The 13,866-nt window shown below is 65.3% G+C and carries 15 protein-coding genes and 1 tRNA gene; 6 read left to right on the forward strand and 10 right to left on the reverse strand.

Annotated features, from left to right (window positions below):
• The 4 genes from pheS to infC form a co-directional block, all read right to left on the reverse strand.
• Positions 1 to 468: phenylalanine--tRNA ligase subunit alpha (gene pheS, locus MJD61_03660; GenBank protein MCG8554373.1), on the reverse strand; the 468-nt coding region annotated here is incomplete at its 3' end.
• A gap of 187 nt (positions 469 to 655) precedes the next feature.
• On the reverse strand, positions 656 to 1,000 hold the full coding sequence (gene rplT / locus MJD61_03665) for a 50S ribosomal protein L20 (protein MCG8554374.1): 345 nt from the start codon (positions 998 to 1,000) through the stop codon (positions 656 to 658).
• 6 nt (positions 1,001 to 1,006) lie between these two features.
• Positions 1,007 to 1,207 carry a 50S ribosomal protein L35 gene (gene rpmI / locus MJD61_03670; protein MCG8554375.1) on the reverse strand — a complete coding sequence of 67 codons (201 nt, stop codon included), beginning with the start codon at positions 1,205 to 1,207 and terminating at the stop codon, positions 1,007 to 1,009.
• Positions 1,208 to 1,377: 170 nt separating this feature from the next.
• Entirely contained in the window at positions 1,378 to 1,902 is a 525-nt protein-coding gene (gene infC, locus MJD61_03675; protein ID MCG8554376.1) for a translation initiation factor IF-3, read from the reverse strand.
• A 79-nt stretch (positions 1,903 to 1,981) separates the two neighbouring features.
• On the opposite strand from infC, the gene MJD61_03680 reads away from it, so the two are divergent.
• Positions 1,982 to 2,155, forward strand: coding sequence for a hypothetical protein (locus MJD61_03680; GenBank protein ID MCG8554377.1), 174 nt, complete (start codon positions 1,982 to 1,984; stop codon positions 2,153 to 2,155).
• A gap of 33 nt (positions 2,156 to 2,188) precedes the next feature.
• Here MJD61_03680 and MJD61_03685 read toward each other — a convergent pair.
• Positions 2,189 to 2,260: transfer RNA gene (locus tag MJD61_03685), tRNA-Val, on the reverse strand.
• 425 nt (positions 2,261 to 2,685) lie between these two features.
• Between MJD61_03685 and MJD61_03690 the strand changes: the two genes are divergently transcribed.
• Genes MJD61_03690 through MJD61_03700 form a run of 3 tightly spaced genes read left to right on the forward strand, consistent with a single transcriptional unit; the run spans position 2,686 to position 7,050 of the window.
• Positions 2,686 to 4,170: a peptidoglycan DD-metalloendopeptidase family protein gene (locus tag MJD61_03690; protein MCG8554378.1), complete on the forward strand. Its 1,485-nt coding sequence runs from the start codon at positions 2,686 to 2,688 to the stop codon at positions 4,168 to 4,170.
• A 58-nt stretch (positions 4,171 to 4,228) separates the two neighbouring features.
• On the forward strand, positions 4,229 to 6,625 hold the full coding sequence (locus MJD61_03695; GenBank protein MCG8554379.1) for a glycosyltransferase family 39 protein: 2,397 nt from the start codon (positions 4,229 to 4,231) through the stop codon (positions 6,623 to 6,625).
• Positions 6,626 to 6,669: 44 nt separating this feature from the next.
• On the forward strand, positions 6,670 to 7,050 hold the full coding sequence (locus MJD61_03700) for a TIGR02266 family protein (protein ID MCG8554380.1): 381 nt from the start codon (positions 6,670 to 6,672) through the stop codon (positions 7,048 to 7,050).
• A 159-nt stretch (positions 7,051 to 7,209) separates the two neighbouring features.
• On the opposite strand, the gene MJD61_03705 is transcribed toward MJD61_03700, so the two are convergent.
• Entirely contained in the window at positions 7,210 to 7,569 is a 360-nt protein-coding gene (locus MJD61_03705; GenBank protein MCG8554381.1) for a PilZ domain-containing protein, read from the reverse strand.
• Positions 7,570 to 7,670: 101 nt separating this feature from the next.
• On the opposite strand from MJD61_03705, the gene MJD61_03710 reads away from it, so the two are divergent.
• Positions 7,671 to 8,567 carry a metallophosphoesterase gene (locus tag MJD61_03710; GenBank protein ID MCG8554382.1) on the forward strand — a complete coding sequence of 299 codons (897 nt, stop codon included), beginning with the start codon at positions 7,671 to 7,673 and terminating at the stop codon, positions 8,565 to 8,567.
• Between the two features lie 25 nt (positions 8,568 to 8,592).
• On the opposite strand, the gene MJD61_03715 is transcribed toward MJD61_03710, so the two are convergent.
• The 4 genes from MJD61_03715 to MJD61_03730 all read right to left on the reverse strand — a co-directional run bounded on the left by MJD61_03715 (position 8,593) and on the right by MJD61_03730 (position 13,192).
• A complete protein-coding gene (locus MJD61_03715; protein MCG8554383.1) occupies positions 8,593 to 9,735 on the reverse strand; it encodes a hypothetical protein in 1,143 nt (380 codons plus the stop codon).
• The gene (locus MJD61_03720) at positions 9,735 to 10,454 is read right to left on the reverse strand and encodes a hypothetical protein (protein MCG8554384.1); all 720 of its coding nucleotides are present in this window, start codon (positions 10,452 to 10,454) and stop codon (positions 9,735 to 9,737) included. The genes MJD61_03715 and MJD61_03720 overlap by 1 nt, the downstream gene beginning before the upstream one ends.
• 201 nt (positions 10,455 to 10,655) lie before the next feature.
• Entirely contained in the window at positions 10,656 to 12,377 is a 1,722-nt protein-coding gene (gene argS / locus MJD61_03725) for an arginine--tRNA ligase (GenBank protein ID MCG8554385.1), read from the reverse strand.
• An 11-nt stretch (positions 12,378 to 12,388) separates the two neighbouring features.
• Positions 12,389 to 13,192 (reverse strand): lytic transglycosylase domain-containing protein, encoded by an 804-nt coding sequence (locus MJD61_03730; GenBank protein ID MCG8554386.1) that lies wholly within the window; start codon positions 13,190 to 13,192, stop codon positions 12,389 to 12,391.
• Between the two features lie 192 nt (positions 13,193 to 13,384).
• On the opposite strand from MJD61_03730, the gene MJD61_03735 reads away from it, so the two are divergent.
• Positions 13,385 to 13,866, forward strand: a 482-nt coding sequence (locus MJD61_03735) for an adenosylhomocysteinase (protein ID MCG8554387.1), incomplete at its 3' end; no start/stop codon positions are given.

Consider the following 13,866-nt stretch of genomic DNA (forward strand, 5'->3'; position numbering starts at 1 on the left):
CATAGGAAAGCCAAGCATGTCGAAATTGTAGCGGTGATACTCTACCTCCGGACCGTCCACGATGTCGAAACCGAGGGCGCCAAAGACGTCCAGCAGCTCGAAGGTCACCTTGGTGAGCGGATGCAGGCGCCCCGGCATTGCTCCGCGGCCAGGCAGACTGATGTCCAACGACGGAGCGCTCAGCTCGCGCCGGCGAGCCTGGCCTGCAAGCTCCAGCAACCTAGCACGGAACAGGCGCTGGATCTCCGACTTCAGCTCGTTGGCGCGACGTCCGAACGCCCTACGATCCCCGGCCTCGAGCCTTGGCATCAGCTTCATCAGCCGAGTCAGCTGTCCCTGCGGACCAACGAAACGAGCATTGACCGAACGCAGGCTTTGTTCGTCGTCGGCGTTTGCGAAGACCGTAGCGTAGGACTCCGCGACCGCGCGCAGACCCTCCTGAAGCTCCGCCGCAACGTGATCGGCCATGGTGCGCAGGCTACTCTATTCTCGCTCGGCGTTCCCAGTGCGCGAGCGCCCCACGAAGCGAAACCGGCTCAAGGTCCGTGCAGCGGCCGAGACCGCCTCTACGCGGACGCAGCCGATCCGGTTAGCCCTGGACGGGGCCCTCAGTACCCGTGCCGAGGGATTCGCGGTGGACACTATGCGGCCGCCCTCATTTGGCCGCCTCCACGACCGCGCGGAAGCCCTCGGGGTCATGCACCGCGATATCTGCCAGCACCTTGCGGTCCAGGGCGACCCCGGCGCGCTTGAGCCCCGCCATCAACCGGCTGTAGCTAACGCCTGACAAGCGCGCTGCAGCTCCGATGCGGCTGATCCACAAACGACGAAAGTCCCGCTTGCGCTGCCTGCGGTGGGCGTAGGCGTCCTGCCAAGCGTTGTGGACCTGCTCGATCGCGATGGAGAACTGCCGACTCCGGGCGCCGTAGTAGCCCTGCGCGTGGCGCAACATGCGTGCTCGCCGACGGCGCGCCTTGAAGCCTCTGCGTACACGTGGCATGGGGCCTCAGAACGCGTAGGGAAGCAGGCGTCTCACCTGCTTCTCGTCGGCCGCGCTAGCCATCGTGTTCTTGCGCAGCTTCCGCAGACGCCTGGCCGGTTTGCCGCGCATCAGATGGTTGTGCCCGGCACGGCTACGGCGTACCCGTCCGGCGCCGGAGGTACGCAAACGTTTGGCCGCCGCGCGGTTGGTCTTCATCTTGGGCATGCGAGTCCTCTTGGTGGGCGCAGCAGCTGGCGCGCACGCAGCGCTACGCGGGCGGCCTCTATCTAGAGAGGGTTGCCGGCGAAGTCAAGCCGGGTCTTGAGAGGCGCCGCAGCATGACTGCGGGCCGGCGAGGGCCGGAGCCGCCGGCAGGGCGCGACGACCAGGCAGCACTATTGCTGCGACCTGGACGCCTGGGGATCCCGTCTCCCGGCCGGCTTCGCGGGCTGGGGCACGCGGGCGCGCAGCGGAGCCAAGATCAGCACCATGGTCTTACCTTCCAGCCGGCTCGAGCTCTCCACGCCACCGAGGTCGGTCACAGCCGCAGTGATGTAGTCCAGCTGCCGCTTGGCTGTTTCTGGATGCGTGATCTCTCGACCACGAAAACGGCAAGTGATCTTCACCTTGTTGCCCTCCCCCAGGAAGCGCCGGACGTGCTTGACCTTGAACTGCAGGTCGTGGTCGTCGGTTTTGGGTCGGAGCTTGATCTCCTTGAGAGCAACCACGGTTTGCCGTTTGCGTGCTTCTGCGGCCTTCTTCTTTTCCTCGTACTTGAAGCGCCCGAAATCCATGATCTTGCAGACGGGCGGTTGCGATTTTGGATTGACCTCAACGAGATCGAGCGAGGCATTCTTCGCTATGCGCAAGGCTTCGCGCGTATCAAGAACCCCCAGCATCTTGCCGTCAGGCCCAATCACGCGAACCTCAGGAACGCGAATACGGTCGTTGGTGCGTGGCCCACTGGGGCCACGGCGGCGATCGGGAGCCGGTCTAGCGATGGCTGTCCTCCTCCTTCTGTGGGCATCCGGGGCCCTGGTTGGAACGGCGTCGGAGCCGTGCGCCAAGACGGTCCGCGCGCTCGGCTGGCCCGCACGCCAGCGTGACGCCGGCAAGGAGGCGCTGCATGTGCAGCTCCTTTCTCAAGTCGCCGTCACACTGAATCCACAGTAGCCGCGGGATTCGCAGCAGGCGTGGGATTCGCAGTAGGCACGGGCGGGATTGAACCGCCGACCCCTACCGTGTCAAGGTAGTGCTCTACCGCTGAGCTACGTGCCTGCATCAGGTTGTGGCCGCCTTGTCACTCGCCGCCTTGTCACTCGCCGCCTTGTCACTCGCCGCCTTGCCTTCCGCTGCCCCGCTTCCTCGCGCAAGGCACCGCTCGACCGAGTTGCACTGCCGGGCAACCGACGCCGAAACCGAAATCGGGCCCCTGTCACGGATGGCGACTACCCCGTGTTGCCCAAGGAAGCCTTTGTGAAGCGTCCGCATACGAGGATCCGAGCAGCCAGCATTAGCGGCCGTCAACGGCCGTGTCAAGCATGTGAGCTGAACAACTGGCACGCACGTCGGACGATGCCCGGATTTAGCGACCGAAGTCCAGGATACCACTCGCCAGGGATCGTGATCGATTGGCCTCGAGGGCTGGCGGTCGCTGGCAAGCGCTACTACTAGGGCCTCGCGCGAGCTTCCGAGTAACGAGCATGCAGGCAAGCGACAATCCGCCCAGACGGCTTCGCCAGCCTCGTCCACTGCCATCGGTCAAGCTCGCCTTGCTTCCTCATGAGCGGCGGGCGGCGCGAGCCCGGCAGACGCTGGTCGTCGTGTCGCTGATCCTGCTGGCAGCCGGGGTAGCCGGGTCTCTGCTCGTGCGCGGTGAGCTGCCAGCGGATGAAGGCGATACAACCCACAGGTCGGCCTCGCTCGCACTCCAAGATACCCCACAACGAGCTCCGGTCGTTGCACGAGTGGCCACGGCCGAGAATCAACCCGCAGCCGCTCTCGAACTGGGCGCGCCTGCTGCACGCGACCGCGACGAATCGGTCAGGGAGGTTCGCGGAACGTTTGGCCGCGCACGGAGCTTTCGGGAGGCGGTCAAGAAACTCGGCGCCACGACGAAGGAAGCAACCGAAATCACGGCGGCGCTTCGCGGTCTCGTGGACTTCAGGCGCTGCCACCCTGACCATGAGATGGTGTTGGTGCGCGATCAGGATCGTCAACTTGTGTCGTTCGAGTACCACGCCCAGCCCGTGTCCTTTGTGCGGGCTTCTCGGGACGCAAACGGCGAGCTTGTTGGCAAGCAGGTTCAGGTTCCCATTCGGCGTGTGCGGGTCGCTCGCGGCAGCTACGTGGCGGGTTCCCTGGGCTCGACCCTGGAGGCGCTTGGTCTTGGCAGGAGCCTAGCTGGCGCCTTCGTCGAGGTCTTCGAGGGTCGTATCGATTTTTCCCGAGACACCCGGGCGGGCGATTGCTTTCGTCTGATCGTAAACGAAGAACATGTCAACGATTCCTTCCTGCGCTACGGCACCGTGGAAGCCCTCGAGTACATCGGCGAACGGGTAAGTAGACTGCAGGCATTCTGGTACGGACCAGGCGCGCCGAACGGCGACTTCTTCGATGCGGACGGTAGAAGCATGCACGGCGGCTGGCTTCGAACGCCGTTACGCTACGACCATATTTCCTCCGGCTTCGATCCACGCCGTCGCCATCCGATTCTGAAGCGGATCGTCCCGCACAACGGCGTCGACTACGCGGCCGCGCCGGGCACGGTCGTGTGGGCGGCCGGCGACGGCAGCGTGACCTTCGCGGGTCGCAGCGGCGCGAACGGCAACCTGGTGGTGGTGCGGCACGACAAGAGCCACCAGACCTTCTACGCCCACCTCGCCACGATTCGACGTGGCCTGCGGCGCGGAGTCCGAGTAAGGCAACGCGAGCCTATCGGTACGGTGGGCTCGACCGGACGCTCGACCGGCCCCCATCTCCATTTTGGCTTGAAGAGGCGCGGGCGCTTCGTGGATCCCCTGAAGCATCTCAACGGGCCAGGCCGCATGATGAACGCATCCAAGTTGCCCGACTATCGCCGCCACGTTCAGAGGCTGCGAGCGGAGCTGGCGCGCATCCCCGTTGCCGCGGCACCCCGAGAACGCAGCGCCTTCGAGCGCGCTTACACTCGACGTCCCCTGGACTGAATGCGACGAACCCGTTGCGAGGCCGCGTGGTCGAGGTTAGAGAGGGCCCTGTCGTGCCATGACCCATCTCGAGCTGAGCCCACGCGCGCGACGCGCATGGCTGACCGCGATCGCGGCTTTCGTCGCGGCGCTGCTGCTGATCGGGTTGAACGCATTTGGGGCCTGGGACCCCGCGGAGCTGCAGCGCGCGGATCTGGCGAGGCGTTTGCTTGAAGGCGAAGCAGACGTGCAGAGCCGTCCCCGTTTTGGAGCCTGGCTCACTGCGATCGGATTCTGGTTTCTTGGCGCTCATGAGTGGGCCGGCCGACTTCCACTTGCCGTCGCCGGCCTTGTCACCGTTCTCTTGGCCTACGCCCTGGTACGCGGGTTCATCGGAACGCGAGCCGGCCTTTACACGGCGCTGATCACCGGCACTACCCCGCTGTTCGTGCTCAACGCCCGCAGCATGCTGGGCGAAGCGCCCGCCTTCGCGAGTCAAACCGCGCTGGCGCTGGCTTTGACCCGACTTGCGCGGCCAAGCGTCAATCCCACCCGCGAAGCGTGGAAGCTGGCCTGTATCTGGAGCGCACTGGCGGCAGGCGCTGCGCTGCTGTGCATCGGCACCAGCGGGGTCCTGCTGGGTGTGCTGCCCCCCCTGGGAGCCGCGTTGATCGCATCGGCACTGGACCAGCGGTTGCCCCGCCCTGACCATGGCCGGCCTCCAGCGGCGATCGTCTACGGTTTGGCGCTAGCAACGCTGCCGGTCGCGCTTGGCGTCGCAATGGCAGTGGCGCGCGACCAAGACGGCTACAGCGCATGGCTCGGGGGGCGGCCCGGCCTGAGCGACCCACGCTCATTCGACTTGGTGCTCGAGAGTGTGTTTCACACGTTCGCGCCATGGAGCTCCTTGTTGCCCGCAGCGCTCGGTGCAATGCTCCTCATGCAGGGCGACAACCTGAACGAACACGAGCGGGGCCCGCCAGCAGACGAGCGCCACTTCTTCCAGCGCTTTGTCGTGAGCTGGGCGGCACTCGGCTACGGGGCGCAGATGCTGTATACGGCGCGCTACGGCACGGCCACGTTCTTGCCGGTCGTCGCCCTGGCGGCCGCCGTAGCGGGCCTGCTCGACGCACTCGAGGCATCGCGGGTACCGTTGCGTGCAGGCGCGATCGCTTGCTTGTTGCTGTGCGGACTGCTGGCGCGTGATCTTGCGCTGTACCCCGACGTGCTTCTATCCGCTCTGGCGGTCGGGGACGTGCCGGTGCCCAGTGCCTTCAACCCCAAGACGGCGTGGGCGGCGGCTCTTGCCGCCTTCGCGCTCGCAGCTGCCTTGGGCCTCGGCGTACGTCAGGCCGGACGGTACCTGGCCCTCGCGGCACCGTACCGCCTTGTGCAAGGGCAGTGGAATCGAGGCCCGCAGTTCAAGGCCTGGTTGTGCGGTGCCGGGGCCGTGGTGCTCGGGCTGGCCGCGCTCGGCGCCATCGCATTCACCATGCCTGACACCGTCGGGCTTAGCACGCTGGGTGCAAAGTGGAGCCGGCGCGGGCTGATGTTGCTGCTGGCGTTGCCGGTAGCAGTCGCCCTCGCACAACTGGTGCTCTTTCTGTTCCATAAGCTCGGTTCAAGGCGCCTGTGGCCCATGCTGCTGGCAGGCAGCGTGCTGGGTGCCTATACGGCGCATGGTTTCATTCCGGCCTTGAGCGCCCATCTATCGCCACGCCGCCTCTACGCGACGTACCGCGAGCTTGCTGGCCCCGACGAAAAGCTCGGTGGGTACCGGGCAGGTAGACGCCGCGGCAGCGTCTACCAGGAGGGACTGGAAATCGAAGCGCTCGGCAGCATCCGCGAGGTCGTGGATTTCCTGCACAACCGGCAACGACGTTGGGTAGCTCTACCGGCCGAGGAGCTCGCAAATGTCGATCACGGCTACCGCAAGAAGGCGGGCTCGCATCTGTTCGCAGTGAACGCTGGCAGCGCTCGGACGCTGCTCACGGCGAACTACGTCCCCGCCGGACAAACGGATCACAACCCGTTGACCAAATACGTTCTCAAGACGGTCCCGAACGTGCAGTACCGGCTCCGAGCCAAGTTCGGCAGCCAGATCGAGCTCGCGGGCTATTCGCTTGCTCTGCCCCATGGGGAGTACGTAGGTGCAGGGGAAACGTTCACGATAACATGGGTTTACCGCGTTCTGGGTCGGGTTCCCGGCAACCACAAGGTGTTCGTGCACATCGACGGATTCGGCCTGCGCCTCAACGGTGATCATGTGCCTGTGGGTGAAAAGTACCCTGTGCGGTTGTGGGAATCCGGAGATGTGATAGTGGACGTACAGAAGCTAGCGGTGCCTGCGAACTTCCGAGCTGGCTCCTACACGATATACGTGGGCTTCTGGGCCGGCAGCAAGAGGCTCCCTGTGACTCGGGGGCCCAACGATGGTACTGAAAGGCTGCGGGCTGGCGTGCTCATCGTGCGCTAGGCGATCGCTAGGCGATGTGGAGCTGCTTGCAAGGGAACGTTCCCATGACCGACGACGCAGAACAAGAGGAAGACGGCGGGGCGGAACGTCGTGAGTACGCTCGCTACGACGCGACTTCGATCGCGGTAGATTACGGCAGCGGCGAGACCTTCCTGTTCGCCTACCTCCAGAACATCAGCGAAATGGGCATTTTCATCCGCACCAATTCCCCCTTGGAGGTCGGCGCGGACCTGCGACTGCGCTTTCACGTCGACGACGGCGATCCCCTGGTACTCGAAGGCGAAGTCGTATGGGTTAACCCGTACCGGCAGTCCGGTGACAATCTCAATCCAGGCATGGGCGTGCGCTTCAAGGGGCTTACGTCCGAGAAGCGCGAACAGGTCGTCGCGCTCGTGCGGACTGTAGCGTACCTGCGTCGAGACTAGCGCAGCGGCCCGGAACTTCGATCCGAGTTTCTGGGGCGTTGTGCCTTGAATCGACAAGGAGTCCGCGGATACACCGGTGGCCGGTCCGGGTTCCGGAGCCGGTCCTCGCCAACCCTGGGGCCGGTTCCGGAACACGGACCGAACTTGTGATTCGTGGCACTAGCGCAGCGGCAACGGTGGCGGCACACCCCGCAGGCATTCGGTCAGAGCACGTGTGTTCGCTTCGCAAAGCCCGACGAACTCCAATCCCATTCCCGTAGCTGCGCGATCGGATCGTCTGCGGTTCATGTCGGTGCGGGCAACCCGAGCCGCTGCGACCAGGGGCTCGTCGAGGCGCGGCGGAGTCAACGACACGACGACCTCGTGCCCCGCTTCCAGTGGGAAAGCCGTCTCCACCCACAAACCGCTGCACGAAAGATTGGTCACGGTTTGGGTCACGGGCGAATCCCAGTAGTCGCTGAGCATGGCACAGGTCATCCTAACTCCGCGCCGCACTGCGCGTGTCCTTCTGTCGCTCACTTTGCTCTTCCTTCCTTCACGTCTTCAAGCTCTGGCGTTAGTATCAACCCGCACGATCGTAGCTTCGCTCGCTTCAAGGACAAAGAAAGTGACGATTCATCATGCTAAGGGTACTTCACTTCAGCGATGTTCACGTGCAGGTGCCCCTGGGGGAGATCCCCATCGTGCAGATGCTCAACAAGCGCTTGCTGGCAGCCGTGAATCTCAGGTTCAGGCGTTGGCGCCGGTTCGTCCGGGCGCCCAGCAAGCTCGCTGCCCTGTGTTCCTTCGCGCGTCAGGCGCAGGTTGACTTCGCCATCTGCACCGGCGATCTCACGGCGCTGGGCACCGAGCCCGAGCTTCGGTTGGCGCGTTCGTGCCTGCAGGGGCTGCTGGCGTCACCGCTCGGGCTATTGTCCATCCCGGGCAACCACGACATCTACCTATCCGATGCGCTTCGCGACGCTCGCTTCGAGCGCCACTTCGGAGACGTGATGAAGACCCATCTACCGGAGCTGAGCGTGGACGAGCGCTGGCCGGTGATTCGGCTGGTGGGGGATCGCCTGGCAGTCGTTGCGGTCAACAGTGCGCGTCCCAATCCGCTGCCGTGGCTCTCGAGCGGGACCGTCCCCCCCGCGCAGCTGCAGGCGTTGTCCCGAGCGCTTGCGCACCCCGAAATCGCGCGCCGCTTTGTCCTGGTGGCCACGCATTACGCCCCCAGGCGCGCGGACGGCAGCATCGACAACTCGCTGCATGGGCTGGACAACGCGGACGACCTGCTCCGGGCATGCGCCGGGCTCCGAAGAGGGGCGATCGTCCATGGCCATATCCACCAGCGCTACTACCTGCCCGGCAGGGGAACGGATCCCCCGTTGCTCTGCGCGGGAAGCGCGACGCACGAAGGGCGCGAGGGAGCCTGGCTATTCGAGCTAAGCGAATCCCGTGTCCATGCCACACCAGCACAGTGGTCCGGCACGGGCTACAGCCTGGATCCGAGCCGAGCAGTCGAAGTTCGCTAGTGCCCTGCATGTTGCCATGGGGCCCTTAGGGCGGCGCCGAGCGTGGATGGTGCTGTAGCGAGCCGGGCACTGCTGGCGCTGCGGCCGGCACCATGCTGGGAGCGGCACCATAAGGTTCGAGCGCGTCCGCACGCAGCAGACCGCGCACTGCAACACGTCCATCCGCTGCTGCATACACGTCCACCGTTCCGTCATCAAAGCGGTTCTGCTCGCGCGCAAAGCCAGCCTGACGGAAGTGGGCAAGCTCCCGGTTGTCGAAATAGACCTTGGCGCCAGCCCTTACCCGATGCAGAACGCCCTCCTCGGTCTTCAGGTAGCTCGGCAGGGTGCCGCTGCTGTAGGCTGCGCCGATGATACCTTTGGTCGGGGCAGGTCGGGAACTTGCCTGAAGCTCCCCTTGCACGAAGCCGATGATGTACGGACCCTGACCGGCGCGGATCGCGGACCAGGATCCCTTGGCCTTGATCACCTCCAGGCGCACCGGCGGCTGCAACGCCGGCAGTACGGCCACCACGGGGGCGGCGGGGCTCGGCTTGGCGTGAACCGCCAGGGTCTGCGTGTCGCGTAGCTGCCTTGCTTTTCCGGGCCGCAGCGGCCCAAAGCGAGCGGGATCCGCTTCCGCGCCCGAAAGTCCCACAGTAGGGTAGGTGCCGACGAAGGGCCCCACGACATGGCCACCTCCCAGCTCGACCGTGGCTTCCACGCGCGTGCGCTTGCCGCCCGCGGGACCCAAGACCTTCACTACATCGTTGGGTCCGACGTACACCGGCGCCCCCCGCAGGCGTCCCTTGCGCTGTATGCGCGCCCCAAGCCTGGCCAGGGGCATGTTCGCCTGTGCCGTAAGAGGCCCATCGACTCGTACGGGCAACATCGCGCCTTGGGCGGGGCCAACAACCCGCACCACCGAGTTGAGGGCTACGAAACCCACCGGGTTCTGACCGATGAAGAGCGCCGGACCCTTGTCCGCGATGACGAGGAGCGTGGTCGGCCATTGCCCCTGCGACGCGCCCGACGCTGTCGCCGGGGCGGGCTCCCGGACGTCCGGCAAGCTCTCGGATGATCCGCCGCACGCCGCCGCGCAGGCCGCCAAGCCCGCAGCCAGCCGGCGCAAGGTATGCCTGCGAGTTGGGCCGTGTTCCGCTGTTGTGTTGACCGATACCGTCATCATCAGCGGTACGCCGGCCTCAGCTTCACGCCCAGGAAGTCGGCGATCTTCTGCGCGACCGGTCGCGGCAGCCGGCCAAGCCGCTGTTCTACCACGGCGCGGGCACGCGCATGCGGCTCACCTTTCAGCGCCGGCAGCACGATCTCGGTCCAGCGCAGCAACGTCTTGGGTTTGGCGCCGCTGAGCGCGCGATCCAACACTTCCTCCAGCCGCTTCTGATAGGCCACGGAAGCGGTGCACAGCGCCGCGAAGGTGCGCACCATCCCATCTTTGCCGACGTCGGAGGCTGCGTCGTAGTTGCCCGTCAGGTCGGGCAGCCGGCGGGCGACACGGGCGGGGGCAACCCGCGCGAGCAACGGCAGCGCGTTCGCGCAGGTCTGGACGACTCGGGCGTTGTGACCCAAAAGCAGCCGTACAAACTGCTCGATCATGCCGACTCCGAGCTGGGGGCGGCGCACCATGACCTCCTCGACGACTCGGGCCGCATGGGTAGCGATCCCGTCTCGTTCGTCGTCGAGCGCCTTTGCATAATGGCCGAGATCGTGGCCAGCCGTACCGTCCACGATAGCCTGGGCGATCGCCGCAGCGCCCGTGAGTCTCTTGGCCTTGCCCTTTGCGCCGGGCTCCGAGCCCGTCGCAGCGCTAGCTTGCTGGCTTGCTGCTCTGCGGGATGAAGTGCTCTGCGTCGCCGGGTGGTTCTTCCTTGCCTGTTTCGTGCCCATGTGTGCCTTCGCTGAGCTGAGGATAGGCCATCGCGCTGCCGCACCCAATGAAATTGGGGCCCGTGCAAGAAGAACCGGGGCTGATCGCGCGGGGCTCGTGTAGCTCGCAAAGGCGCGTCGACGAGGAATTCTAGGGGTATTGGCGCAAGAGCAACACCACCAGGGGCGCTCACAACCCGCAAGCTGTTTTGTGGCGACGCCTTACATGCGCTCGGGGGCCCGGATGCCAAGCAGCTCCAAACCGCGCCGCAGCTGCCGAGCAGCTAGAGCGGACAGAGCCAGGCGCGTCCCGCGATCGGCAGCATGCAGCACCGGGCAGGCCTCGTAGAATACGCTGAACGCTCGGGCAAGGCAGTACAGGTGATCTCCAACGACGTGGGGCAGGCTTGCATCGGTCGCGTGATGCACCGCGTCGGCGAAGCGCAGCAGCTGCTTGGACAGGGTGACTTCCGCTGGATGCCTTAGGCTCAACTCGGCCTCGAAGCCGGCGGGCTCCAAGCCCCCCTTGCGAAAGATCGAATGGATGCGCGCGTGCGCGTATTGCAGATAGGGGCTCGCATTGCCTTTGAACGAGATCATCTTGTCCCAGTCGAAGCGATAGTCGCTCAGGCGATGTTGTCGCAGGTCCGAGTACTTGACCGCTCCTATGCCGACGCAGGCTGCAAGGCTCGCGATCTCGCCGTCCTCGAGGGTCAAGCCCTGGTCGCGCTGTCCGCGCATGGCGGCCGTCGCCCGCTGCTCAGCTTCGTCGAGCAGGTCGGCCAGCTTGACGTTGTCACCTTCCTTGGTCTTCAGAGGAGTGCCGTCCTTTCCGAGGATGGTTCCGAAAGCGACATGCTCGAGCTGCATGGGAAGCTTGAGCCTTGCAGCCAGCGCGAACAGCTGTCTGAAATGCTGTGCCTGGCGCTTGTCGACCACATAAAGCGCGCGTTGCGCGCGCAGCTCATCGCGCCGATGAAGCAGGGTGGCCACATCGGTTGTTGCGTAGTTGTAGGCTCCGTCCCGCTTGCGCACGATGAGCGGTACCCCGCTCTTGCGCAGCTCCGGCACGTCGTCGAAGAACACGCACACGGCGCCCTGGTCCATGCGCGCCACTCCGGAGGACAGCAGCTGCTCGACAACTGGCGCGAGCATCGGGTTGTAGAAGCTCTCCGGCAGCCAGCTGTCGAACCGCACATCGAGACGGTCGTAGATCCGGTCGAGCTCGGATCGGGTGATGGCGACGAAGTGCCGCCACATCGCCAGGTTATCGCTGTCGCCCGCTTGAAGCTTGGCGAGCTCGCCGCGTGCCTCTTCCGCAAACACCGGATCGGTCTTGGCACGCTCGCTTGCCAGCTTGTAGACGCGCTCGAGCTCGGCGAGGGGTGTTTCGGCGGACAGGGCGCTTGTTCGGAAGCGGCGCGCCCCGGCGATCAGGAGCCCAAACTGCGTGCCCCAGTCACCGAGGTGATTGTCGCCGACCACGCTGTGTCCCATGAAACGATGCAAGCGCACCAGCGCGTCGCCGATGATCGTCGAGCGAAGATGACCCACATGAGGCTGCTTGGCGATATTGGGGCTCGAGAAATCGATCACGATGCGCTGGGGTTCATGCACCGGATCGACCGCGTCGCGGGCGTGATCGAGGATGGCTTCGTTGAGCTGTCTGCCGATCCAGGCCGGCTTGAGCGTCAGGTTGATGAAGCCCGGTCCAGCGATCCGAACGTGCTCGAACGCAGCATGCCGGCCGAGCCTTTCGGCCACGGGTGCAGCCAACTGCCGCGGGGAGCGCTTGAGCTTCTTCGCCAACGGCAGAATCCCATTGACCTGGTAGTCGCCGTGCGCCGGGTCCTGGGTCGCCCGAACCAGGGCGGGAGCATCGAGTCCGAAGTGATGGGCGATCGCTTCTCCAGCAGCGTGCTCCAGCAGCAGCTCGATGCGCATGGCTGGTCTATTTACGGCGTCCGGCCTCGCCGCGCCAGTGTCTCCGCGTTGGCGGGATCCTTCAAGTAGCGGCCTCGGATGCGCCAGCGCCCCGGCTTGATGCCCTTGGCGACTGGCTGTCGCTCGAGTCCAGCCGCCCGGCGCAGTTTTCGACGTTCCCTGAAGATCCGGCGTCCGTAGGCATCGCTGCCGCCGCAACGCCCCGTGTTGTATGCCCCGAGCGCAAACTGGAGGTCGCCTTCGCAAGTCGCCGTAGCCCACGCTAGCAGCTCGGCCGCGCGAAAGACGACCTCGCGCTGGCAAGCACCAGGCTCCATCCTGCAGCGTTCGCGATAGCGCCCGTCACGAACGAAGCGGAGGCGACGACCCCAGGGGCTCTTCGGATGAATCTGGAAGATACCCATTTCGCCGCGAGCGCCGACGGCGAACGGATTGAATCCGCTCTCATGCAGCGCGACCGCTGCCAAGATCCACGCGTCGATTTTGTAGCGCGCGGCGGACAGCGCGATGTACCGGGCAAAGTGGCCGAGCCGTTCCCGGCAACCCTCACGCGCCTTGCGACAGTGGAACGCGGGCACGCTGCGCTTGCTGCGGTGACTGTAGCCGATCGCGATGCGCTTGAGCATCGCTTCCCTTAGCGACTCCACGACCGGGGCCGTTTCCTGCTTGCGCCTTGCGGCTGCCGGCGCTTGCACCCTGTCGGTGGTATCAGTACCAGCGATGGCGCTTGCCCGCGTCGGCTGGGCGGCGGCCGAGCCGCCGACGAACGCCAACAGCGGCGCATAGATCAACGCGCTGGTCTTGGGGGTGGACATGGCGCTACGACAGCCGCCCAAAGGGCACGCGTCTGGCCCAAAGGCTAGCGCAGCCTACCCAAGACGGGGCTCCGCGTCTCGCCCATCGGACCGACTACTTGCGACGTTGCGAGCGAAAAATGGCCGAAAACTGCGCGCACGGTGGGAAATTGCACTGTGCACGCTGTCGCAGTTGGGCTAAGGTGGGCAGCAATGGCACATTCCCAAGCATCCAGCAGCTCCGCGGCGTACTCGGTGCCGCTTTCTGCGCCCCCTTACAAGGTGGCCGACCTGTCGCTGGCCGACTGGGGACGCAAGGAGATCGCCATAGCCGAGACAGAGATGCCCGGATTGATGGCGCTGCGAGCGAAATACGCCGCGGCCAAGCCGCTCCAGGGGGCCCGAATCGCGGGCTGCCTGCACATGACGATACAGACGGCAGTGCTGATCGAAACGCTGCAAACACTGGGCGCCGAGGTCACCTGGAGCAGCTGCAACATCTTCTCGACCCAGGATCATGCAGCGGCTGCGATGGCGACCGCAGGCGTCGCCGTCTACGCCTGGAAAGGCGAGACCGAACAAGAATACGAGTGGTGCATCGAACAGCAACTCAGAGCATTCCGACAAGGCAGAACGCCCAATCTGCTGCTCGACGACGGAGGCGACCTGACCAAGCTCGTCCACGAAAAGCACCC

It is taken from the genome of Pseudomonadota bacterium, from assembly GCA_022361155.1.
In the GTDB taxonomy this organism is placed as follows: domain Bacteria; phylum Myxococcota_A; class Polyangia; order Polyangiales; family JAKSBK01; genus JAKSBK01.

Excerpts from the sequence above, each read along its gene's own strand:
- MJD61_03720 (MCG8554384.1), bottom strand. The coding sequence starts at position 10,454 with ATGGGCACGAAACAGGCAAGGAAGAACCACCCGGCGACGCAGAGCACT.
- MJD61_03700 (MCG8554380.1), top strand. The coding sequence starts at position 6,670 with ATGACCGACGACGCAGAACAAGAGGAAGACGGCGGGGCGGAACGTCGT.
- MJD61_03680 (MCG8554377.1), top strand. The coding sequence starts at position 1,982 with ATGGCTGTCCTCCTCCTTCTGTGGGCATCCGGGGCCCTGGTTGGAACG.
- MJD61_03695 (MCG8554379.1), top strand. The coding sequence starts at position 4,229 with ATGACCCATCTCGAGCTGAGCCCACGCGCGCGACGCGCATGGCTGACC.
- rpmI (MCG8554375.1), bottom strand. The coding sequence starts at position 1,207 with ATGCCCAAGATGAAGACCAACCGCGCGGCGGCCAAACGTTTGCGTACC.
- MJD61_03715 (MCG8554383.1), bottom strand. The coding sequence starts at position 9,735 with ATGATGACGGTATCGGTCAACACAACAGCGGAACACGGCCCAACTCGC.
- MJD61_03730 (MCG8554386.1), bottom strand. The coding sequence starts at position 13,192 with ATGTCCACCCCCAAGACCAGCGCGTTGATCTATGCGCCGCTGTTGGCG.
- rplT (MCG8554374.1), bottom strand. The coding sequence starts at position 1,000 with ATGCCACGTGTACGCAGAGGCTTCAAGGCGCGCCGTCGGCGAGCACGC.
- argS (MCG8554385.1), bottom strand. The coding sequence starts at position 12,377 with ATGCGCATCGAGCTGCTGCTGGAGCACGCTGCTGGAGAAGCGATCGCC.
- MJD61_03710 (MCG8554382.1), top strand. The coding sequence starts at position 7,671 with ATGCTAAGGGTACTTCACTTCAGCGATGTTCACGTGCAGGTGCCCCTG.
- MJD61_03690 (MCG8554378.1), top strand. The coding sequence starts at position 2,686 with ATGCAGGCAAGCGACAATCCGCCCAGACGGCTTCGCCAGCCTCGTCCA.